This is a genomic window from Simplicispira psychrophila DSM 11588 (assembly GCF_000688255.1).
GTDB lineage: Bacteria > Pseudomonadota > Gammaproteobacteria > Burkholderiales > Burkholderiaceae_C > Simplicispira > Simplicispira psychrophila.
On the sequence record NZ_JHYS01000007.1, the window covers coordinates 24,455 to 46,447 of the forward strand.

The 21,993-nt window shown below is 54.6% G+C and carries 23 protein-coding genes and 1 tRNA gene; 3 read left to right on the forward strand and 21 right to left on the reverse strand.

Going from position 1 to position 21,993, the window contains the following annotated elements; all coding sequences use genetic code 11:
* Positions 1-42: 42 nt before the first annotated feature.
* The 21 genes from Q390_RS0108840 to rpsO form a co-directional block, all read right to left on the reverse strand.
* Positions 43-348 (reverse strand): DUF2818 family protein, encoded by a 306-nt coding sequence (locus Q390_RS0108840; protein WP_027995735.1) that lies wholly within the window; start codon positions 346-348, stop codon positions 43-45.
* Between the two features lie 19 nt (positions 349-367).
* A complete protein-coding gene (gene nuoN / locus Q390_RS0108845; RefSeq protein WP_027995736.1) occupies positions 368-1,861 on the reverse strand; it encodes an NADH-quinone oxidoreductase subunit NuoN in 1,494 nt (497 codons plus the stop codon).
* 24 nt (positions 1,862-1,885) lie between these two features.
* Positions 1,886-3,361 carry an NADH-quinone oxidoreductase subunit M gene (locus Q390_RS0108850; protein WP_027995737.1) on the reverse strand — a complete coding sequence of 492 codons (1,476 nt, stop codon included), beginning with the start codon at positions 3,359-3,361 and terminating at the stop codon, positions 1,886-1,888.
* A 13-nt stretch (positions 3,362-3,374) separates the two neighbouring features.
* Complete coding sequence (gene nuoL, locus Q390_RS0108855) at positions 3,375-5,411, reverse strand: NADH-quinone oxidoreductase subunit L (protein WP_027995738.1); 2,037 nt, start codon at positions 5,409-5,411, stop codon at positions 3,375-3,377.
* 27 nt (positions 5,412-5,438) lie between these two features.
* Positions 5,439-5,747, reverse strand: a complete 309-nt coding sequence (gene nuoK / locus Q390_RS0108860; protein WP_027995739.1) for an NADH-quinone oxidoreductase subunit NuoK — start codon at positions 5,745-5,747, stop codon at positions 5,439-5,441.
* A complete protein-coding gene (locus Q390_RS0108865; RefSeq protein WP_027995740.1) occupies positions 5,744-6,412 on the reverse strand; it encodes an NADH-quinone oxidoreductase subunit J in 669 nt (222 codons plus the stop codon). Before Q390_RS0108865 ends, nuoK begins: the two co-directional genes overlap by 4 nt.
* 45 nt (positions 6,413-6,457) lie before the next feature.
* Positions 6,458-6,967 carry an NADH-quinone oxidoreductase subunit NuoI gene (gene nuoI, locus Q390_RS0108870; RefSeq protein WP_027995741.1) on the reverse strand — a complete coding sequence of 170 codons (510 nt, stop codon included), beginning with the start codon at positions 6,965-6,967 and terminating at the stop codon, positions 6,458-6,460.
* Between the two features lie 15 nt (positions 6,968-6,982).
* Positions 6,983-8,065: an NADH-quinone oxidoreductase subunit NuoH gene (gene nuoH, locus Q390_RS0108875; protein ID WP_027995742.1), complete on the reverse strand. Its 1,083-nt coding sequence runs from the start codon at positions 8,063-8,065 to the stop codon at positions 6,983-6,985.
* Positions 8,062-10,209 carry an NADH-quinone oxidoreductase subunit NuoG gene (gene nuoG / locus Q390_RS0108880; RefSeq protein WP_027995743.1) on the reverse strand — a complete coding sequence of 716 codons (2,148 nt, stop codon included), beginning with the start codon at positions 10,207-10,209 and terminating at the stop codon, positions 8,062-8,064. The genes nuoH and nuoG overlap by 4 nt, the downstream gene beginning before the upstream one ends.
* A gap of 15 nt (positions 10,210-10,224) precedes the next feature.
* Positions 10,225-11,592, reverse strand: coding sequence for an NADH-quinone oxidoreductase subunit NuoF (nuoF, locus tag Q390_RS0108885; RefSeq protein ID WP_027995744.1), 1,368 nt, complete (start codon positions 11,590-11,592; stop codon positions 10,225-10,227).
* Positions 11,589-12,080 carry an NADH-quinone oxidoreductase subunit NuoE gene (nuoE, locus tag Q390_RS0108890; protein WP_027995745.1) on the reverse strand — a complete coding sequence of 164 codons (492 nt, stop codon included), beginning with the start codon at positions 12,078-12,080 and terminating at the stop codon, positions 11,589-11,591. The genes nuoF and nuoE overlap by 4 nt, the downstream gene beginning before the upstream one ends.
* Entirely contained in the window at positions 12,077-13,330 is a 1,254-nt protein-coding gene (locus Q390_RS0108895) for an NADH-quinone oxidoreductase subunit D (protein WP_027995746.1), read from the reverse strand. Before Q390_RS0108895 ends, nuoE begins: the two co-directional genes overlap by 4 nt.
* Before the next feature lie 26 nt (positions 13,331-13,356).
* The gene (locus tag Q390_RS0108900) at positions 13,357-13,965 is read right to left on the reverse strand and encodes an NADH-quinone oxidoreductase subunit C (protein WP_027995747.1); all 609 of its coding nucleotides are present in this window, start codon (positions 13,963-13,965) and stop codon (positions 13,357-13,359) included.
* 10 nt (positions 13,966-13,975) lie between these two features.
* Positions 13,976-14,458 carry a NuoB/complex I 20 kDa subunit family protein gene (locus tag Q390_RS0108905; RefSeq protein ID WP_211250442.1) on the reverse strand — a complete coding sequence of 161 codons (483 nt, stop codon included), beginning with the start codon at positions 14,456-14,458 and terminating at the stop codon, positions 13,976-13,978.
* 22 nt (positions 14,459-14,480) lie between these two features.
* Positions 14,481-14,840: an NADH-quinone oxidoreductase subunit A gene (locus Q390_RS0108910; protein WP_027995749.1), complete on the reverse strand. Its 360-nt coding sequence runs from the start codon at positions 14,838-14,840 to the stop codon at positions 14,481-14,483.
* A gap of 73 nt (positions 14,841-14,913) precedes the next feature.
* A tRNA-Leu gene (locus Q390_RS0108915) sits at positions 14,914-14,998 on the reverse strand.
* Between the two features lie 114 nt (positions 14,999-15,112).
* Positions 15,113-15,529, reverse strand: a complete 417-nt coding sequence (gene secG, locus Q390_RS0108920) for a preprotein translocase subunit SecG (protein WP_027995750.1) — start codon at positions 15,527-15,529, stop codon at positions 15,113-15,115.
* A gap of 41 nt (positions 15,530-15,570) precedes the next feature.
* On the reverse strand, positions 15,571-16,317 hold the full coding sequence (gene tpiA, locus Q390_RS0108925; protein WP_027995751.1) for a triose-phosphate isomerase: 747 nt from the start codon (positions 16,315-16,317) through the stop codon (positions 15,571-15,573).
* A 15-nt stretch (positions 16,318-16,332) separates the two neighbouring features.
* Entirely contained in the window at positions 16,333-17,319 is a 987-nt protein-coding gene (locus Q390_RS0108930; RefSeq protein WP_027995752.1) for an NAD(P)H-quinone oxidoreductase, read from the reverse strand.
* A 92-nt stretch (positions 17,320-17,411) separates the two neighbouring features.
* Positions 17,412-19,727: a polyribonucleotide nucleotidyltransferase gene (gene pnp / locus Q390_RS0108935; protein WP_027995753.1), complete on the reverse strand. Its 2,316-nt coding sequence runs from the start codon at positions 19,725-19,727 to the stop codon at positions 17,412-17,414.
* A 199-nt stretch (positions 19,728-19,926) separates the two neighbouring features.
* Positions 19,927-20,193 (reverse strand): 30S ribosomal protein S15, encoded by a 267-nt coding sequence (rpsO, locus tag Q390_RS0108940; RefSeq protein WP_037472597.1) that lies wholly within the window; start codon positions 20,191-20,193, stop codon positions 19,927-19,929.
* Between the two features lie 268 nt (positions 20,194-20,461).
* Between rpsO and Q390_RS0108945 the strand changes: the two genes are divergently transcribed.
* The 3 genes from Q390_RS0108945 to Q390_RS0108955 all read left to right on the forward strand — a co-directional run bounded on the left by Q390_RS0108945 (position 20,462) and on the right by Q390_RS0108955 (position 21,990).
* Complete coding sequence (locus Q390_RS0108945; RefSeq protein ID WP_037472628.1) at positions 20,462-20,758, forward strand: hypothetical protein; 297 nt, start codon at positions 20,462-20,464, stop codon at positions 20,756-20,758.
* An 80-nt stretch (positions 20,759-20,838) separates the two neighbouring features.
* On the forward strand, positions 20,839-21,393 hold the full coding sequence (locus Q390_RS0108950; protein ID WP_211250435.1) for a GspH/FimT family pseudopilin: 555 nt from the start codon (positions 20,839-20,841) through the stop codon (positions 21,391-21,393).
* Positions 21,394-21,414: 21 nt separating this feature from the next.
* Positions 21,415-21,990 carry a GspH/FimT family pseudopilin gene (locus tag Q390_RS0108955; protein ID WP_156949865.1) on the forward strand — a complete coding sequence of 192 codons (576 nt, stop codon included), beginning with the start codon at positions 21,415-21,417 and terminating at the stop codon, positions 21,988-21,990.
* Positions 21,991-21,993: the final 3 nt, after the last annotated feature.

A 21,993-nucleotide genomic window follows, 5' to 3' on the forward strand; every position in this document is an offset into this window, starting at 1 on the left:
CAGCAAGTGAAAAGTCTAGGTGCCTGCCCTGGGCGTCGCGCATCAATGGCGACGGCGTACCAAGTAGCGATAGATAAAGCCGGGAAATGCCAAGGTGATGAATAGCGTACCGGTGATCGCGTAGAACTCCCAGCCCTGGGGTGCGATTTGCCCGGCACGCTTTTCGAGCAAAAGTCCCAAACCGCCCACCACAAAATACAGCACCACCATCTCGGCCAAGCGGACGATCAACGCTTTGCGCGGCCGCAGAACAGGCCCCACCGCTAAAACGCGGTGATTTAAAAATGGTGCATTGGCTGCTATGCAGGCGAGAAAAATGACCAGCCAGATGGCCCCAGTGGTAGACACCAGTGAAGAACCCCGCGCTTCAGGAAGCCAGCGAGCGCACGATGGCGTCAGCGCACAAAGCCATCAGGCCACCGGGCAAAAGGCCCAGCCCCAACACCAGCGCGCCGTTGATGGTGAGCACCACGCGCACTTCCAGCGGGGCAGAGACCTTGATGGTCGTCGTCGGCGCATCAAAATACATGACCTTGACCACACGCAGGTAGTAGAAAGCGCCAATCAACGACATGACCACGGCAAACACGGCAAGTCCGATATAGGCCGCCTGGCCCGAGGCCATCAAGGCCTGCAGCACCGACAATTTGGCGTAGAAACCCACCAGTGGCGGAATGCCAGCCATCGAAAAGAGGCATACGGCAAGTACACCGGCGTACAGCGGGCTGCGCTGATTCAAGCCGGCCATGTCGGAGATTTCTTCACTCTCGAAACCTTCGCGGGCCAACAGCAAGATGACACCAAACGCCGCCAAAGTCGTCAGCACATAAGTGATGACATAGAACATGGCCGAGCTGTAAGCGCCCGAGACCGTCGTCGGGTCCACGTTGCCGTTGATCACGCCCGACATCAGGCCCAGCAGCACAAAGGCCATCTGTGAAATCGTCGAATAGGCCAACATGCGCTTAAGGTTGGTCTGGGCAATCGCCGCGACATTACCCACCAACAGCGAACCAATCGCCAACACCGCCAGCATCTGCTGCCAGTCAATCGCCAATGGCAACAAACCATCCACCAGCAAGCGCATGGTCATAGCAAAACCGGCCAACTTGGGGGCGCCACCAATCAGCAGTGTCACCACCGTTGGCGCACCTTGATAGACGTCGGGAATCCACATGTGGAACGGCACGGCCCCGAGCTTGAACGCTAAGCCGGAAACGATGAACACCAGACCGAACACCAGCACTTGGTGGCGAATTTGCCCTGAGTTGATCGCTTTGAATACTTCACCAATGTCTAGCGAACCGGTGGCGCCGTACATCATCGACAGGCCATAGAGCAGAAAACCACTGGCCATGGCGCTGAGCACGAAATACTTCATGGCAGCCTCGGAGGCCGTTGCGTCATCGCGGCGCAGCGCCACCAGTGCATAGCTCGACAGTGCCATCAACTCCAGCCCCAGATAAATCATGAGGAAGTTGTTGGCGCCGATCATGATGAACATGCCCAGCAGTGAGAACAAGGACAGGGTAAACAGTTCGCCACCACGCAGCATGGCCCGATCGGCCGCATAAGGACGACCATAAACCAGTGTCACCATCAAGGCAATCGTGGAAAAGCACTTAAGCCAGTTGCCCATGCTGTCGCTGACCACCATGTTGCTGAAAGCATAGAAAGTATTGCCGCTGCTGGCATACATGCCTTGCAGCACTGCCACCACCGCCAGCGTAAGCATAGTCAGTACATAGGTACCGGTGCGGCGTGAACTGGAGACGCCAAGGTCTACCAGCGCAATCACGCAGGCCATCACCAGAAGCAGAATCTCCGGGTAAATCGCAAGCCAACTGATGTTGTCAATCATCTCGGGTCTCTCAGTTCAGTCTGGTCAATTCAGCTTGGAAAGTGCCACGTGCTTCAAAAGCTCGGCCACGGAGGTATCCATCACGTCAGTGAAGGGTCGCGGGAAAACGCCCATGTACAAAATCGCGACAGTCAACACGGCCAACACGAGGAATTCGCGTGCACCAATGTCTTGCAATGCCCTGACCTTGTCGTTGCCCGGCGCACCCAGGTAAACGCGCTTGTAGAACCACAGGCTGTAAGCCGCGCCCCAAATCACCGCTGTCGCAGCACCGATGCCCAGCCAGAAATTGGCCTTTACGGTCGCCAAAATCACCATCCACTCGCCGACGAAACCAGCCGTGCCTGGCAAGGCCAGATTAGCCATGGTGAACAACAGCACAAAAGCAGCAAATTTTGGCATCACGTTCACGACACCACCGTAGTCGGCGATTTCACGCGAATGCATACGGTCATACAGCACGCCAATCGACAAGAACATGGCGGCAGACACAAAGCCGTGCGCAATCATCTGCACCAGACCGCCGGACATACCCAAATCATTGAAGATGAAAAAACCCAGCGTGACAAAACCCATGTGCGCTACAGAAGAGTAAGCGACGAGTTTTTTCATATCCTTCTGCACCATCGCCACCAAGCCTACATAGATCACGGCAATCAGCGACAGCGCAATCATCAACCAGGCCCATTCGTGCGCAGCATCAGGAGCAATCGGTAGCGAAAAACGCAGGAAACCATAAGCACCAAGTTTCAGCATGATGGCCGCCAGCACCGCCGAGCCACCGGTAGGCGCCTCCACGTGCACGTCAGGCAACCAAGTGTGCACTGGCCACATGGGCACCTTGACAGCAAACGCCGCAAAGAAGGCAAAGAACAGGAAGGTCTGTGTGCGCCCATCCAGCGGCAGCTGGTGCCAAGCAGCAATATCAAAGCTGCCGCCCGATTTGTGGTACAGGAAAATCAGCGCGATCAGCATCAGCAGCGAGCCAAACAAGGTGTACAGAAAAAATTTGAACGCTGCGTAAATTTTTCTTGGTCCACCCCAGATACCGATGATGAGGTACATCGGAATCAATGTGGCTTCAAAGAAAACATAAAACAACATGCCATCCAGGGCACTGAAGACACCGATCATGAGTCCCGAGAGAATCAGGAAAGCGCTCATGTACTGGTTCACGCGCTCAGTAATGGCTTCCCAGGAAGCAATGACCACAATTACCGTAATGAAGGCCGTCAGCGGCACGAACCACAGCGATATTCCATCCACTCCCAAGTGGTAATAGATATTCAAACCTTTGATCCACGGAGATTTCTCGACAAACTGCATCGCTGCAGTGCCCAGCTTGAAACCGTTGTACAGCGGCAGTGTGACGATAAAGCTGATCAGCGCACCGATCAATGCCAGCCACCGAACCATGCGTGCATGGTTGGCGCGGCCAAATAACAGCAGCAATGCGCCAAAGGCGATAGGCACCCAAATGGCAAGACTCAACAAACCCATTTTTGTTCTTCTCCTACTTGTTGAGCCAGACGAAATACGTCATCAGCACAAAGATGCCCAAAATCATGGCCAGCGCATAGTGGTAGATGTAGCCGGTCTGAAGGCGGCGCATCACGCCAGCCACCCAGCCCACCAACTTCCATGAGCCATTCACAAACAGCCCGTCAATAACGGTCTGATCTCCAACCTTCCATAAGCCTATACCGAGGCCCCGAGCACCACGTGCGAGGACATTCTCATTGAACCAGTCGAGGTAGTACTTGTTTTCAAGCAAGGTGAAAATCGGTGAAAAATTGCGCTTGATGGCTGTAGGCAACGCCGGATTTACCATATACATGTAGTAAGACATCGCCACGCCCGCCACTGCCAACCAAAAGGGCACCGACGAGAACGCGTGCAAAGCCATCGCTACAGGGCCATGGAAATGGTGTGCCAACTCTGCCATTGCAGGGTGCTTGGCGGCGTCCACAAAAATCACATCTTTGAAGAAATCACCAAACAGCATCGGCTGGACAGTGAAATAACCAATCACCACGGAAGGAATGGCTAACAGTACCAAGGGAAGCGTCACTACCCAAGGAGATTCGTGGGGCTTCGAATGATCGCTGTCGTCATGGTGCGAATCGACCTCTTCATCCGCAGCATGGTGGTGCGGCTCAGGATTCTGGTCATAGCGCTCCTTGCCATGGAACACCAGAAAGTACAAACGGAAGGAATAGAACGCCGTAACAAAGACCCCAGCCAGTACCGCGAAATAAGCCAGCTTGGCAGCCGGAAGATTGCTGGCCTCGACCGCCAGAATGATGCTGTCCTTCGAGTAGAAACCTGAGAACAGAGGAGTTGCAATCAATGCCAATGAACCAAGCAAAAAGGTAATCCAGGTAATCGGCATGTACTTGCGAACTCGACCCATCCAGCGAATATCCTGGTTGTGATGCATTCCAATGATGACTGAGCCCGCTGCCAAAAACAGCAGCGCCTTGAAGAAAGCATGCGTCATCAAATGGAACACCGCGACCGAGTAAGCCGAAGCCCCCAGGGCCACCGTCATGTAACCCAGCTGCGACAGCGTGGAATAAGCAATCACACGCTTGATATCGTTCTGAATAATGCCCAAGAAACCCATGAACAAGGCAGTGATGGTGCCAATGATCAGAATAAAATTCAGGGCGGTGTCGCTCAGTTCAAATAATGGCGACATGCGCGCCACCAAGAAAATACCTGCCGTGACCATGGTAGCCGCATGGATCAGTGCCGAAATGGGGGTAGGACCTTCCATCGAATCAGGCAGCCACACATGCAGCGGAAACTGTGCACTTTTTGCCATGGCACCAATGAAAAAGCAGATGCAGATCACGGTAATCAGCATCCAGTCGGTACCGGGCAATGTCAAAGCGCTCAATTGACCAGATTTGGCAAAAATCTCGGCGTAATTGAGGGTTCCGGTATAAGCGGCGACCAAACCAATACCGAGAATGAAGCCAAAGTCGCCGATACGGTTGACTAAAAATGCCTTCATATTGGCAAAAGTGGCCGTCGGCTTGTTGTACCAAAAACCGATCAACAAATAGGACACCAGGCCCACACCTTCCCAGCCGAAGAACAGCTGCAGCAGGTTGTTGCTCATCACCAGCATTAGCATGGAGAAAGTAAACAGCGAGATGTAAGAGAAGAAGCGGTTATAGCCCTCATCCTCTTGCATGTAGCCAATGGTGTAGATATGCACCATCAAAGAGACAAAGGTGACCACGCACATCATCATGGCCGTCAGGCTATCGATAAGAAAACCAACTTCCATCTTGAGATCGCCCACCACCATCCAGGTGTAGAGCGTCTCGCTAAAACGCGCACCATCCAGCACCACACTTTTGAGCGTGAGTGCAGAGAGTACAAACGCGATAAACACACCAAGAATGGTCACCGTATGAGAAAGGCGGCGGCCAATCAGGTTACCGCCGAGCGCCGTGCCAAAAATACCGGCCAACAAAGCGCCCACCAGCGGTGCCAGCGGAACGGCCAGCAGGGTTGAAGCAGAAAGGGTTTGACTCATTGGGGAGAACCTTGCGTGTCCGGCGGTTTAGCCGCGGAGGGTGTCGAGGGTGTCCGCATTGATGTTCGACTTATTGCGGAACAGCAGCACCAAAATAGCCAGTCCAATGGCTGATTCAGCGGCAGCCACCGTCATGATGAAAAAGACAAAAACCTGGCCGTGCATATCACCGAGATAGTGAGAAAACGCGACGAAATTCATGTTGACAGCCAGCAGCATCAACTCAATCGACATCAATAAGACAATGATGTTTTTGCGATTCAAGAAGATACCAATGACCGCCATCGAAAACAGCATGGCGCCCAGTGATAGAAAATGCCCAAGAGTCAAGCTCATGATTTTTTCTCCTCGGCCCTTGGCTCAGCGACCACTTCTGCCAATGGCTTTTGTATTGCACCCATTTTCAATAATCGCACACGGTCTTGAGAGCGCACGCGCAACTGGATGGACGGACTGATAGCCTTGCTATCCGTGCGTTTACGCAACGTCAGGGCAATGGCAGAAACCATGGCTACCAACAAGATGACAGCAGCGATTTCAACCGGATAAAGGTACTGCGTATACATCAACCGGCCCAAGGCCAACGTATTCGAATATGGAATCACATCGCCCGCAGCATTCAGCATTTCAGCGACTGCTTTAGGCTCGTCCATACCACGAAATCCACCCATCAACACAGCAGCCATTTCAAAAGCGATCAGAGCGCCCATGGCGGCAGCCAAAGGGAAGTGCTTCCAGAAACCTTGGCGTACCGTGCTGACGTTGATATCAAGCATCATCACGACGAACATGAATAACACCATGACCGCCCCTAAATAAACGAGCACCAGCACAATGGCCAGAAACTCGGCTTTCAGGAGCAACCACACACCGGCTGCCTGTGAGAAGGCCAACATGAGGTGCAACACGGCATGAACCGGGTTGCGCGCGGTAATGACCCGGAAGGTTGCATATAGCAACACAACCGAGAACAGATAGAAAAACCCAGTCTTGGCGTCCATGAATCGGTTCTTTGTAGAGTTCTGGCTTGAATTAGACGCTGTGGCTTAGCGATATTTGGCGTCAGCTGCCCGAGCAGCAGCGATTTCGCCTTCGTAGCGGTCTCCGACCGCAAGCAACATATCTTTGGTGAAATACAAATCACCGCGTTTTTCGCCGTGGTATTCGAAGATATGGGTTTCGACAATCGAATCGACTGGGCAACTTTCTTCACAGAAACCGCAAAAAATACACTTTGTCAAATCAATATCGTAGCGCGTAGTACGGCGAGATCCATCATCGCGCACGGCTGATTCAATTGTAATCGCCGTAGCGGGACATACTGCCTCGCACAGCTTACAGGCAATGCATCTCTCTTCGCCATTTTCATAGCGTCGCAATGCATGCAGACCTCTAAAACGAGGCGAAAGTGGTGTTTTTTCTTCTGGAAATTGCACCGTGACCTTGCTTCGAAACGCATAGCGTCCGGTCAGGGCCATGCCCTTGACAAGTTCAACGAGCAAAAAACTCTTGAAGAAATCCTTGATGGAAAAAGATGCAGCAGCAACGGCAGCCATGTGTGTGTCCCCCGCTTATTTCCAAATATTCCATGGCGAGTGCAACCACACGCCAATAATGAGCAACCACACCAGCGTCACCGGAATAAAAATCTTCCAGCCCAAACGCATGATCTGGTCATAACGAAACCGAGGGAACGTTGCACGAATCCAGATAAACATGGATACCACAACAAAGGTTTTGACACCCAGCCAAATCCAGCCTGGAACCCAATTGAAAAGCGCATGATCAATGGGAGACATCCAGCCGCCCAAGAACATCAGTACGGCAAGAATGGAAACCAGCCACATGCTGGCATATTCAGCCAAGAAGAAAATGGCAAACCCCATACCCGAATACTCAACCATATGGCCGGCCACAATTTCAGCCTCACCTTCGACCACGTCAAAGGGATGCCGATTAACCTCAGCCACACCCGAAATCAGGTAGACGATGAAGATCGGCAGCAGAGGCAGCCAGTTCCAAGACAAGAAATTTAGACCCATAGCGGCGGCCGATCCCTTACCCTGTCCCATCACGATCTCGCTCAGATTCATGCTGCCCGACACCATAACCACCACCAGGAAGCAAAATCCCATGGCGATTTCATAGCTGACCATTTGGGCAGATGCACGCATGGCCCCCAGAAAGGGATATTTTGAGTTAGATGCCCAACCCGCAATAATCACGCCATAGACCTCAATGGACGTAATAGCCAGCATCAGCAACAGACCTGCACTGACATTGGTCAATACCACCTCAGGGCCAAACGGAATGACGACCCATGCAGCTAGTGCAGGCATGATGGCCATGGCCGGGCCAATAAAAAATAACCCTTTATTGGCTGCCGTAGGCTGAATGATTTCCTTGGTCAAAAGCTTAAGTGCATCGGCAATTGGCTGCAACAAACCAAAGGGACCTACCCGATTAGGGCCATGGCGCACCTGCATAAATCCTAGCAGTTTGCGCTCCCAAAGCGTCAGATAAGCCACGGCTCCCATCAGGGGAGCCACCAGCACGACAATCTTGAGCAAAACCCAGATGACAGGCCACGCGACGGCAGTCCACCATGTCTGATTCAAGAGACCCAAGCCACCGGTGTAGAGCGTATCGATCATGCCCCAGCTCCTTCACGTGCCAATCGTGCATCCGCTGTGAGTTGCAGCGAACTTGCGCGGCGGACGAGGCCATCGAGCTGGTAGATCGATGCAACCACAGGATCAGGCACTTCTATGGACATGCCAGCGATGGTGGCAACAGGCATGACAGGCGTTGTGTTGTTCAGCAAGTTAGCAGGCACGCTGATGACTTCTCCGACTGGTGCGTTCGTGGCTTGTGCCAATACGTCTTGCGCTGTCTGAAATTCAAAACCAGGAATATCCAGCAAATTAGCCAGTACGCGCAGTACCTTCCAGCCTGGCCGTGTTTCGCCTAACGGTTTGACCACCGCATGAAAGCTCTGCAAACGTCCTTCGGCATTGACAAAACTGCCAGAGGTTTCAGTGAATGGTGCAACAGGTAACAGCACATCGCTGAACTCCATATTGGCCTTGAATGGGCTCAGAGTGATGACCATATCAGACTGCGCCAATGTTTGAGCCACGCCTGCACCTGCAGCGCTGTCCCATTCCGGCTCAGCATTCAGCAGCAGCACGCCTTTCAAGCCTCCACCCAGCATTTGTTCGGCATTTTTGCCACCCTTGGCTGGCATGGCGCCCATCCACTGTGCACCTACCGTGTTGGCCGCTTCAGTCAAATAACCTACCGTTGCACCAGTGTTTTCAGCAATCCACTGTGCTAATGCCAGTAATGCGGAAGCCTGCGCATGGTGTGCGGCCGCATTGCCGAGCAATACTGCTTTGCGCTCACCACGCAGCAAAGAACGCGCAATGGCCAGCGCCACTTCGCCCGTCTTTCCCGGATATTCAGGAGCAGAAATGCCTTTTTCTTGTGCAATGGCAGCAGCGACATCCGCCAGTGCCTGAACCCAGCCAGCAGGGGATGCCAGCAAGGTATTGGCAACGGGCATGGCCCAATCGCGCACAGCAGAATCAATAGACGACACCACTGCCCCCTTGCGCGTTGCTTGACGCACACGCTGGGCAAAAAGCGGATGGTCTTTGCGCAGATTGGAACCCACTACCAAAGCCACCTGTAAAGAAGTCAAAGATGCAATGGAACATCCCAGCCAGCGGACACCCTGAGAAACAGTGAATTCGGCATTGCGCAAACGGTAATCAATGTTATCGCTGCCCAGACCCTGCATCAGACTACGGGCAAGGAACAACTCTTCCAAGGTGCTGTGTGGACTGACCAGTGCGCCTATGCTCTGGCCACCGTGCTCACCCTTGATCTGCTGCAAACCGTTGGCTACATATTCGAGTGCCGTTTGCCAATCAACTTCGCTCCACGCCCCACCTTGTTTGAGCATAGGTCGGGTCAAGCGCTCATCGCTGTTGAGCGCCTCATAAGAAAAACGATCGCGGTCTGCGATCCAGCACTCATTGACATCCTCGTTCTCCAGCGGAAGAACGCGCATCACCTTGTTATTCTTGACTTGCACCACCAAGTTCGCACCTGTGGAGTCATGTGGACTGACAGATTTGCGACGCGACAACTCCCAAGTACGAGCGCTATAACGAAATGGCTTGCTGGTGAGCGCGCCGACGGGACAGATATCAATCATGTTACCGGACAATTCGGAGTCGATCGTATCGCCGGCCACGGTGGTAATTTCTGAATGCTCGCCTCGATGGATCATGCCCAGTTCCATCACGCCACCAATTTCTTGACCAAAACGGACGCAACGGGTGCAGTGGATGCAACGCGTCATTTCTTCGGTCGAAATGAGTGGCCCCACCTCCTTGTGCAAAACCACACGCTTTTCTTCTTCATAGCGGGTCGTCGATGCACCATAACCGACGGCAAGGTCTTGCAACTGGCATTCACCAGCCTGATCACAGATAGGGCAATCCAAAGGATGGTTGATGAGCAAAAATTCCATCACGGATTTCTGCGCTCGAATGGCCTTATCACTTTTGGTGCGCACCACCATACCTTGCGTGACCGGGGTAGCGCAGGCAGGCATCGGCTTTGGCGCCTTCTCCACCTCGACCAGACACATCCGGCAACTCGCTGCAATAGAGAGTTTCTTGTGATAACAGAAATGCGGAATATAGGTACCCGCTTTTTCGGCAGCGTGCATGACCATGCTGCCTTCAGCGATTTCTACTTTTTTACCGTCAAGTTCAATTTCAACCATATGCTTTACTCGCGATCAGGCAGAAGTTGCGGCCTGAGAATTCTTTTTCGGGATCAGCGCTTCAAACTCAGGCCGAAAATGTTTAATCATGGCTCGCACGGGCATGGCTGCAGCATCTCCCAGAGCACAAATGGTGCGCCCCATGATGTCGCCAGCAACAGAATCAAGCACGTCCAAGTCTGCAGAACGACCTTCACCACGATGGATGCGGTCGACCAGACGCCACAGCCATCCGGTGCCTTCGCGGCATGGCGTGCACTGGCCACAGGACTCATGCATATAAAAATACGACAAGCGCTTCAAGGACTCGACCATGCACCGGCTGTCATCCATGACGATCACTGCACCTGAACCCAGCATGGAGCCCGCCTTGGCTATAGAGTCGTAGTCCATGGTGCATTCCATGATGATGTCTGCAGGCAATACCGGCGAGGAAGACCCCCCTGGAATGACGGCCTTGAGCTGGCGACCCTGGCGAACGCCACCAGCAAGTTCAAGCAATTTGGCAAATGGCGTCCCCATGAGCACTTCATAGTTGCCTGGTTTTTCAACATCACCACTGACCGAATAAATTTTGGTGCCGCCATTGTTTGGCTTGCCGCAAGCCAGATAGGCAGCGCCACCATGGCGGATGATCCACGGCACTGCCGCGAATGTTTCAGTGTTGTTGATCGTGGTGGGCTTGCCATACAGACCAAAACTAGCAGGAAAAGGCGGCTTGAAGCGCGGCTGACCTTTTTTGCCTTCAAGCGATTCCAGCAAGGCAGTCTCTTCGCCGCAGATGTAGGCGCCAAATCCGTGGTGGGCATGCAGTTGGAAGCTGAAATTGCTGCCTAGAATATTGTTGCCCAGATAACCTGCGGCACGAGCCTCTTCCAAGGCTTCCTCAAAGCGGTCGTAAACTTGGAAAATTTCGCCGTGGATGTAGTTGTAGCCTACAGTGATACCCATGGCATAAGCCGCAATGATCATGCCTTCGATTACGCTGTGCGGGTTGTACATCAGGATGTCACGGTCTTTACAGGTACCTGGCTCGCCCTCGTCCGAGTTGCATACAAGGTATTTCTGTCCCGGAAACTGGCGTGGCATGAAGCTCCACTTCAGACCCGTCGGGAAGCCTGCACCGCCCCGCCCACGCAAGCCGGATTCTTTTACCGTGGCAATCACTTGGTCTTGTGTCAGGCCTTCAGCGCCTTCAGCACTCGCTACCTTACCCAGGATTTTGCGCAAGGCCTGATAGCCGCCGCGCGCTTCATAGTCGCTAATGCCCCAATTGGAGCCATTGAGACCAGCGTAGATTTGCGGCTCAATGTGGCGACCGTGGAAACAGGTTTCTACGCCTGCTGCCTGAAACTGCGAAAGAATATGGGCTGCTGTGGTCATTTTTGCGACTCCCCGGCACGCAGACTGTCCACGAGTTGATCGAGTTTCTCGTCACTCATAAAGCTGCACATATTGCGGTCATTGACTAACATGGCGGGAGCATCGGCACAAGCGCCGAGACACTCGCATTGCTGCAAGGTAAACAGACCATCGGCTGTGGTCTGCCCCATTAAAATGCCCAATTTACGCTCTAAATACTCAAGCGCCTTGCCACCATCACGCAGCAAACAGGGCAAATTGGTACAAACTGCCAGCTTGTATTTGCCTACAGGCTGCTGGTTGTACATGTTGTAGAAGGTGGTGACTTCGTGTACAGCGATTTCAGGCATATCCAAATATTGGGCGATGAATGCTTCGCTGTCCTTACTGACAAAACCTTGCTCTTGCTGCATGATGGCCAGACAAGCCATCACGGCAGACTGCTGGTGGCCTGCAGGGTATTTGGCCACTTCGCGCGCAAAGCGCTCTTGAGTCGCTTCAGAAATCATCGGTCAATCTCTCCGAACACGATATCCATAGTGCCAATAATCGCCACTACGTCGGTCAACATGTGACCACGTGACATCTCGTCCATGGCAGCAAGATGCGGAAAACCCGGCGCACGGATCTTCAAGCGATAGGGCTTATTGGCTCCATCACTGACCAGATAAACACCAAACTCCCCCTTGGGATGCTCTACGGCTGCATAGGCCTCACCTTCGGGAACGTGAAAACCTTCACTGAAAAGTTTGAAATGGTGAATCAAATCTTCCATTCCAGTTTTCATCATTTCGCGCGATGGCGGGGCTACTTTGTGGTTGCTGGTAATTACAGGGCCAGAATTGGCACGCAACCAATCAACACACTGCTTGATGATGCGATTGGACTGGCGCATTTCCTGTACACGCACAAGATAGCGGTCATAGCAATCACCAGTCTTGCCAACAGGCACATCAAAATCCATACAGTTATACACATCGTATGGCTGCATCTTGCGCAAATCCCAACCGATGTCTGAACCACGCAGCATCGGCCCGGTCATACCCATATTCAGGGCGCGCTCGGCAGATACCACGCCAACTCCAACAGTACGCTGTTTCCAGATACGATTCTCTGTCAATAACAACTCATATTCATCGACGCAGGTAGGAAAGCGTTGTGTGAAATTCTCAATAAAATCAAGCAACGAGCCCTTGCGGTTTTGATTGCGCGCTTCAAGCGACTTGGCATTGCGCACCTTGCTCGCCTTATACTGCGGCATGGTGTCAGGCAGGTCACGGTAGACACCGCCCGGACGGAAATACGCCGCATGCATACGTGCACCAGAAACGGCCTCGTACATGTCAAACAGATCTTCACGCTCGCGGAAGGTGTACACCAGAATGGTAGAACTGCCGCAATCGTTGCCGTGTGAGCCCAACCACATCAGGTGATTCAACAGACGGGTAATTTCAGCAAACATCACACGGATATATTGCGCACGTATCGGCACATCAATGTGCATCAATTTTTCGATGGCCAAGCAGTACGCGTGCTCATTGCACATCATGGACACGTAATCGAGCCGATCCATGTAAGGCAAGGACTGGATATAGGTCTTGTGCTCTGCCAATTTTTCAGTAGCACGATGCAACAGACCAATATGCGGGTCGGCGCGCTGCACTACCTCGCCGTCAAGTTCCAGCACCAAGCGCAACACACCGTGCGCGGCTGGGTGCTGCGGCCCGAGATTCAGGGAATAGTTCTTTATTTCAGCCATGGTAGATCACAAAAACGCCAAGCGCTTCAGTGCAGGCCTCCGTAGTTATCTTCGCGGATGATGCGGGGAGTGATTTCGCGCGGCTCAATACTGACGGTTTCATAAATAACGCGACGCTGATCGTTGTCATAGCGCATTTCTACGTGACCTGACAGCGGAAAATCCTTACGGAAAGGATGGCCGATGAAACCATAATCGGTCAAGATACGGCGCAAATCGTTATGACCATCGAATACGATACCAAACAGGTCAAATGCTTCACGCTCGTACCAGTTGGCCGAATTCCAGAGATGCATGACTGACGCAACGACAGGAAAATTGTCGTCCGCACAAAAAACTTTCACACGCAGACGCTGGTTCAAGCTGATAGACAAAAGATGGGAAACCACACAATAGCGCAAGCCTTCCTGCTCACGATCACCATAGGTGGAATAGTCCATGCCACACAAATCAACCAACTGCTCGAACTGGCAGCCAGGGGCATCACGCAGCATCTGCATGGCTTCCAAATAATGTGCAGCAGCTATTTCTACCGTGACTTCCTCAAGAACAACCGCTACCTGGCGCACCTTATCGCCCAATACTGCAGCAATCGTGTCCTTGATTTTATTGGTGTGAATGGCAACAGTTGTCATGAAAACCCTTTTAAACGCGCGCGATGGTGTTGGTGCGGCGAATTTTTTGCTGCAACTGGATAATGCCGTAAATCAATGCCTCGGCTGTGGGAGGACAACCCGGCACATACACATCCACAGGCACGATGCGATCGCAGCCGCGCACGACCGAATAACTGTAGTGATAATAACCCCCCCCATTGGCACATGAACCCATGGAAAGAACCCAACGCGGCTCACTCATCTGGTCATATACCTTGCGCAGGGCTGGCGCCATTTTATTACAGAGCGTACCTGCCACAATCATTAAATCGGATTGACGTGGACTGGCGCGAAATACTTCTGCACCAAAACGACCAATATCGTAACGCGCAGCGGCTGCATGCATCATTTCGACGGCGCAACAGGCCAGACCAAAGGTCATGGGCCAGATAGAACCTGTCTTGGCCCAGTTCACCACAGAGTCGTAACTCGTGGTGATGAAGCCTTCTTTCATCACGCCTTCAATCATTATGCTTATCCTCGCTTATGCCAGGTCATTCCCAATCCAGGGCGCCTTTTTTCCATTCGTAGACAAAGCCTACAACAAGGATGGCCAAGAAAACAATAACCCCGATGAAACCCACCAATCCTACATCGTGGAGCGCAACAGCCCAAGGAAAGAGGAAAGCAATTTCAAGATCGAAAAGAATGAACAAAATGGCGACTAAATAGTAGCGCACATCGAATTTCATACGCGCATCTTCAAACGCATTAAATCCACATTCGTAGGGGGAGTTTTTCTCAGCGTCAGGACGATTTGGACCGAGGATATAGCCCAATACCAAAGGTATGACACCAACGGCAAAGCCGACCAAAATAAACAGAAGAACGGGGAGATATTGATCGAGGTTCATCTTTTGGATGTGCTCACCGCTGTAATTTGATCCTTCATGCCCACTGACTGGGTCATGAAGCCAAATTTTTATTTGGTGCCGTCGGCGAGACTCGAACTCGCACAGCTTTCGCTACTACCCCCTCAAGATAGCGTGTCTACCAATTTCACCACGACGGCCATTTTTTATCTGGATGGCTTGAGGAACCTTTCGGCTTTGTTGCTCTCCAGACTGCCTTATATTCTAACTCGGAAAAAAGCTGCTTTCAACGCAACCCGCTTTTTTGCGGCAGTTTATTTAGCCGGAATCTGGCCCGCTCCTGTAACCGCCGGAGCTGGTGCAGGATCAGGTTGTTGCACAACCGTCACTGGCGGTGCATTACCTGGAATGGCGGCTGCAGGGCCAGACTCCGCTGCCGGCACGACCAGTGCAGGCGCTGCACCTTCCAACACACTACCCGTGCTGGTGGGACGTGGATTGCCAAAGTAAGCCAATGCCAGCGTGGCGACAAAAAACACACCTGCCAGCACTGCTGTAGTACGCGACAGGAAGTTGGCACTGCCGCTGGCGCCAAACAGGCTGCCCGAGCTGCCACTGCCAAAGGCTGCACCCATGTCCGCTCCCTTGCCATGCTGGATCAAAATCAGGCCAATCATGCCCAGGGCGGCCAGCATTTGCACCGCCAAAATTACATTCACAAGCGCATTCATTCTTCAATAACTCCTAATTTAATAGCATTCACCGCTTATATTTACTGGGCTGCAGCAATAATTGCCTGAAAATCAGCCGCTTTGAGCGACGCTCCTCCAACCAAACCACCATCAATATCGGCCTGACTCAGCAACTGCGCCGCATTGCCTGCATTCATGCTGCCGCCATAAAGCAGACGAATGCGTGGTGCCTGATCGCTGGCAGCTGCCAATTGGGCACGCAGCACGGCGTGCACCTGCTGGGCCTGCTCAGGCGAAGCGGTTTTACCCGTGCCAATCGCCCACACCGGCTCATAGGCCACCACCACCTCGCTGATGCAATGGCCATTCAAATGGATGACTGCTGCCAGCTGCCGCTTCACCACGGCTTCGGTCTGACCGGCCTCGCGCTCAGCCAAGGTTTCACCCACACACACGATGGGCGTGATGCCAGCAGCCAATGCACGCTGTGCCTTGGTGGCCACATCGGCATCGGTTTCATCATGGAACTGGCGGCGCTCAGAGTGCCCGACCAACACATAGCGCACGCCAAAATCGCGCAGCATGGCCGCCGACACCTCACCGGTATAGGCGCCCGCTGCATGTTGCGATACATCTTGTGCCGCCAGCGCCAGGGCCGAGCCTTGCGCCAGCGCTTGCACCTGCGCCAGATAAGGCGCAGGCACGGCGACAGCCACATCACAGCCGCCCGCAGATGCCAAACCAGCGACCAGCGCACGCACCAGCGCTTCGTTATCGGCCAGGCTGCCGTTCATTTTCCAATTGCCTGCAATGAGTTTTTTCTTCATGCGATTACTAGGGAATTACCACGTCAAAACAATCTTGCCAATGTGTTGGCTGGACTCCATCAAGGCATGTGCCTTGGCGGCGTCCTGCGCCATAAAGGTGGTGTAAATCACCGGTCGCACCGCACCAGATGCCAGCCAAGGCCAAACCTGCGCACGCAGTGCGCGTGCAATGGCGCCTTTGAAGACCACCGGACGCGGGCGCAGTGTCGAGCCCGTGATCGTCAGGCGCCGGCGCAGCACCAGACCCGCATTGAATTCACCCTGCGTGCCGCCCTGTAGCGCAATGATGACCAAGCGACCATCCTCCGCCAGACATTGCACCTCACGCGCCACATAGCTGCCGGACACCATGTCCAGCACCACATCAACGCCTTTGCCATCGGTGATGCGCTGCACTTCGGCGACAAAATCTTGTGTCTGGTAATTGATGGCGTGGTGTGCACCGAGTGCCAGGCAGGCGGCGCATTTGTCATCGCTGCCAGCCGTCACAATGACTGTGGCGCCCCACGCCCGAGCCAGCTGGATGGCAGTCACACCAATGCCGCTGCTACCGCCCTGCACCAACAAGGTTTCGCCGGGCTGCAAGCGCCCCCGGTCAAACACATTGCTCCACACGGTGAAGAACGTCTCGGGCAGCGCAGCGGCCTCTACGTCCGTCAGACCAGCCGGTACCGGCAGACATTGCTCCACCGGCGCCACGCACCACTGCGCATAACCACCGCCGCCGACCAGCGCACACACCCGATCGCCGACACGCAAGCCGGCTTGCGCCATGGCTGCAGCGTCACCGCTCTCAATAACGCCCGCCACTTCCAGACCGGGCAGGTCAGAAGCGCCAGGCGGCGGTGCATAGTGGCCTTTGCGCTGCAACACGTCGGGGCGGTTGATGCCACTGGCCGCCACGCGGATCAGTAACTCTCCCGCCCCCGCCACCGGCATGGGACGCTCCCCCAGACGCAGAACGTCCGGTGGGCCGAACGAGGTAATTTCTACTGCACGCATGGTCGATACCCCTTGGTTCATTTGAATGATTTAAGCCTCTAGCGCACTGTTTACATGCGCTAGCAGCTCTTATATCAATAGCAAATTAAGGGTTAGCTGTTGCGCGGGGCTTGCTGATCCAGCGGCAAGTCTTGCTGCGGCTGTGAATCTTGCTCACGCGCTGGCGCCTCGCGGCGTGGCTCGTCGCGGTAGTCGTTGCGCTCTTGGCGCTCTGGACGTTCGCTACGGCCATGGCGTTCGCCGCCACGGTCTGGACGATCGCCTCGGTCGTTGCGGTCACCCCGGTCTGCTGGCGGACGGTCGTTGGTGCCCGCAGGACGCTCCGACAAAACCTTCATGGACAGCTTGATGCGGCCCTTTTCATCGGTTTCCATGACCTTGACCTTGACGATCTGGCCTTCGGTCAGGTAATCGCTCACGCGCTCGACGCGCTCGTGGGCGATCTGGCTGATGTGCAGCAGACCATCTTTACCCGGCAGCAGATTGATCAGCGCGCCAAAATCCAAAATCTTGGTGACGGGGCCTTCGTAAATTTTGCCGATTTCAACTTCAGCCGTGATCTGCTCAATGCGGCGCTTGGCTTCATCGGCCTTAGCGGTATCGGTCGAAGCGATGGTGATCACGCCGCTTTCGTCGATATTGATCTGGCAACCGGTCTCTTCGGTCAAAGCACGAATTACCGAGCCGCCCTTACCGATCACGTCACGGATCTTCTCGGGGTTGATCTTCATGGTGTAGAGCTTAGGCGCGAAGCTGGACACCTCGGTGTTGGCCTCGCCCATCGCTTCTTGCATCTTGCCCAAGATGTGGATGCGCGCTTCTTTGGCCTGGGCCAAAGCCACTTGCATGATTTCTTTGGTGATGCCTTGGATTTTGATGTCCATCTGCAGCGCGGTGATACCCGCGGTGGTGCCGGCAACCTTGAAGTCCATGTCACCCAAGTGATCTTCGTCGCCCAAGATGTCGGTCAACACGGCAAAGCGGTTGTCTTCCTTGATCAGGCCCATGGCGATACCGGCCACGTGCGCCTTCATCGGCACGCCGGCATCCATCATCGACAGGCAGCCGCCGCAGACCGAAGCCATCGACGAGGAACCGTTGGACTCGGTGATTTCAGACACCACACGCATGGTGTAGGGGAATTCTTCTTTGCTTGGCAGCACGGCGACCAGTGCACGCTTGGCCAGACGACCGTGGCCGATTTCGCGGCGCTTGGTCGAGCCCATGCGGCCCACTTCGCCGGTGGCAAAGGGAGGCATGTTGTAGTGCATCATGAAACGGTCTTCGTACTCGCCAGCCAGCGCATCAATGCGCTGCGCATCGCGCTCGGTGCCCAGCGTGGTCACGACCAGCGCTTGGGTTTCACCACGCGTAAACAGCGACGAGCCGTGTGCGCGGGGCAGCACGCTGCTGCGGATTTCGATAGCGCGCACGGTGCGCGTGTCGCGGCCGTCGATACGCGGCTCACCGGCCAGAATCTGGCTGCGCACAATTTTGGCTTCGATGTCAAACAACATGCCATCGACCTTGACGCCGTCGAACTCGACACCGGCTTCTTTCAGATCGGCCTTGACCACGGCATAGGCTTCACGGCAAGCGTGCGTACGCGCCTGCTTGTTGCGGATTTGGTAGGCAGCGCGCAGCTTTTCTTCGGCCAGAGCACCGACCTTGGCAATCAGCGGCTCGTCCTTGACAGGAGCGATCCAATCCCACATCGGCTTGCCAGCGTCACGCACCAGCTCGTGGATAGCGTTGATGGCCAGCTTGCTCTGCTCATGGCCAAACACCACCGCGCCCAGCATGATTTCTTCAGACAGTTGCTGCGCTTCTGACTCGACCATCAACACGGCAGCTTCGGTGCCAGCCACGATCAGGTCCATCTGGCTGCTCTTGCGCAGTGTTTGACCGGGGTTGAGCACGTATTCGCCGTTGACGTAACCCACGCGGGCCGCGCCCACTGGACCGCTGAACGGAATGCCAGAGATAGCCAATGCGGCGCTCGACGCGATCAGCGCAGCGATGTCGGCATCGACTTCAGGGTTCAGCGACAGCGTGTGGATAACCACATGCACTTCGTTGAAGAAACCTTCGGGAAACAGCGGGCGAATCGGGCGATCGATCAGGCGACTGGTCAGGGTTTCGTGCTCGCTGGGCTTGGCTTCGCGCTTGAAGAAGCTGCCGGGAATTTTGCCCGCAGCGTAAGTTTTCTCGATGTAATCCACCGTCAGCGGAAAGAAATCTTGGCCGGGCTTGGAGCCCTTAGAAGCCACCACGGTAGCCAGCACCACGGTGTCGTCAATGTTCACCAGCACCGCGCCGGAGGCTTGGCGCGCGACTTCGCCGGTTTCCATGATGACGGTCTTGTCACCCCATTGGAAAGACTTGCTTACTTTGTTAAAAATGCTCATTTTTGCTCCTGTTTGAATAGCTGGTAGCGCACTACCAGCAAGCGCCAGAGGCCAATTCAGCACACGATGGCATTCCAGTGAATCTGCGCGCAGAACTTCAGTGGAATGACACAGCTTCGCGCCTTGTTGTGCACACCGGCAAAGTAAAAAACGCCTGAGCTAGCGCACTAACCCAGGCGTTTTTGTCATGTGACTGCGATTACTTACGCAGACCCAGCTTGGCGATCAGCGACAAATAACGCTGGCCGTCTTTGGACTTGAGGTAGTCCAAAAGCTTGCGGCGACGGCTGACCATGCGCAGCAGGCCACGGCGACCGTGGTGGTCTTTAGCGTGGGTCTTGAAGTGGGGCATCAGCTCGTTGATGCGGGCCGTCAGCAGGGCCACTTGGACTTCTGGGCTACCGGTGTCGTTGGCAGCACGGGCATTGGCCTTAACAACTTCGGCCTTGATAGAGGATGCGATCATTTGGATTTTTTCCGAAAATATAGGCCTGTAGTCAGCAATAAAGAGCTACAGACACTGGTTTTACTTGCGCCAGAAGCTGGAAGGGCCACCGGCGTGCGTCTTGCACCATGCAAAACCCGCCGATTATAACGCGGGCTGTTTTGTAGCTGATGCCAAGGCAACGCACATAGGGTATGCGCGCAAACCGGGTGCGCAGCAGGCATGGCAGGATGCCAACGCCCCCCCAGATCGCACCTCCACCAAAGCACACACCACAGATCGCCCCGCCATGCGCCACACCGCCCCATCAGCCAATCGCCGCACGCTACCCACCACACTGCTGTGCGCCTGCATCGCCCTGTGCCTGTTCAGCACAGCACCTGAAGCCCATGCCGCGCGCAAAAAAACCAGCCAAACCACCAACACCACAGACTCCAACAAGTCTGCGCAAAAAAAAGGCGGTGGCAAAACCAAGCATTACAGCAGCTCCTCAGAAGAAAGCACGGCAGAGCGCGATCGGCGCCTGTACCGCGAATGCTGGGGCCGACCCAATGCCGGCGCTTGCTCGGGATACACCCGGCGATAAAGCGGCCGCTGATCAAGCATTTAGCGCCACTGGTCTGCGCACACTAGCCAGCGCAAGGCAATGGCCGCACTATCGGAGACATGTATTTTTATTTTTCCGATATTCGTGCCTCTCATCCTTCGCTCCACTCGCGGAGCCAGCGCCAAACCATGCACGGCTTTAGCCTTCTTGAAGTCATGGTCGTGGTGGCCATTTTGGGCATCCTCGCCGCTATTGCCGCCCCCAGCTTCACCCCAACCATCGAGCGCTGGCGCGTGCGTGACGCGGCAGAAAGTCTTACATCGACCTTGTATTACGCCCGCTCCGAGGCCATCAAGCGCGGTGGCGGCATCACTATTGACGCCACTGGTGGCTGGAACACGGGCTGGAAGGTCAAACAGACTGGCGCAACTGACCCGCTGAGGGAAATTACTGCGCCCAGCAACATCGCTATGGCACACAGCAATAGCAAAGTCGTTTTGTACGTTGACCGTTGGGGAATGCTTACTGAAACCGATGGCGGCGTACCGGCAGCCATGAATATTGCGCTTTACCCCACAGGAAAAACCGCGACCGACAACAGCGCGATCAGGCTCTGTATTGCCCTTGGCGGGCGTATCACGCAAATAAACAAAGGGGCTGCCTGCCCCACCTAATCCCTCCTGATCAAAGCCTTTATGCATACCCACCACCACCCTCCATCGCAGGCTTGGCATCTTGTCGCTGGCTTCACCACCATCGAGTTGATGGTGACGGTATCCATCTTGGCCGTGCTCATGGCGCTGGCCGCACCCAGCTTTATTCCCTTGATCGAAAGCTGGCGCGTGCGCCAAGCCACAGAGCAATTGCAATCCACCCTGAATTACGCCCGCTCCGAAGCCATCAAACGCGGCGGCCAAGTGGCTATACACAAGCTGCCCAACAACACCAACGGTTGCACCAGCGCCACAGACACCCGCGATTGGGGCTGCGGCTGGATCGTTTGCCATGACACCAACAGCAACGGCGTATGCAATCCAAACGAGCCGGTATTGCAGCGCATAGATACCCCAGCCAAAGTGCAGGTCAGCCGTACTGGCGGCGGTGTGAGCATCAAGATCAACCGCTGGGGTTTAGTCGATGGAACTTATCTGGGATTCAACCTAGTGCCACTCGACAAATCCACCAATCATCCCGGCGCGCGCGGCCTGTGCATGAGCTCAGGCGGCCGTATTCGCGTTATTCCTCCCGAGGACATTCCATGCACCGGCTGACAC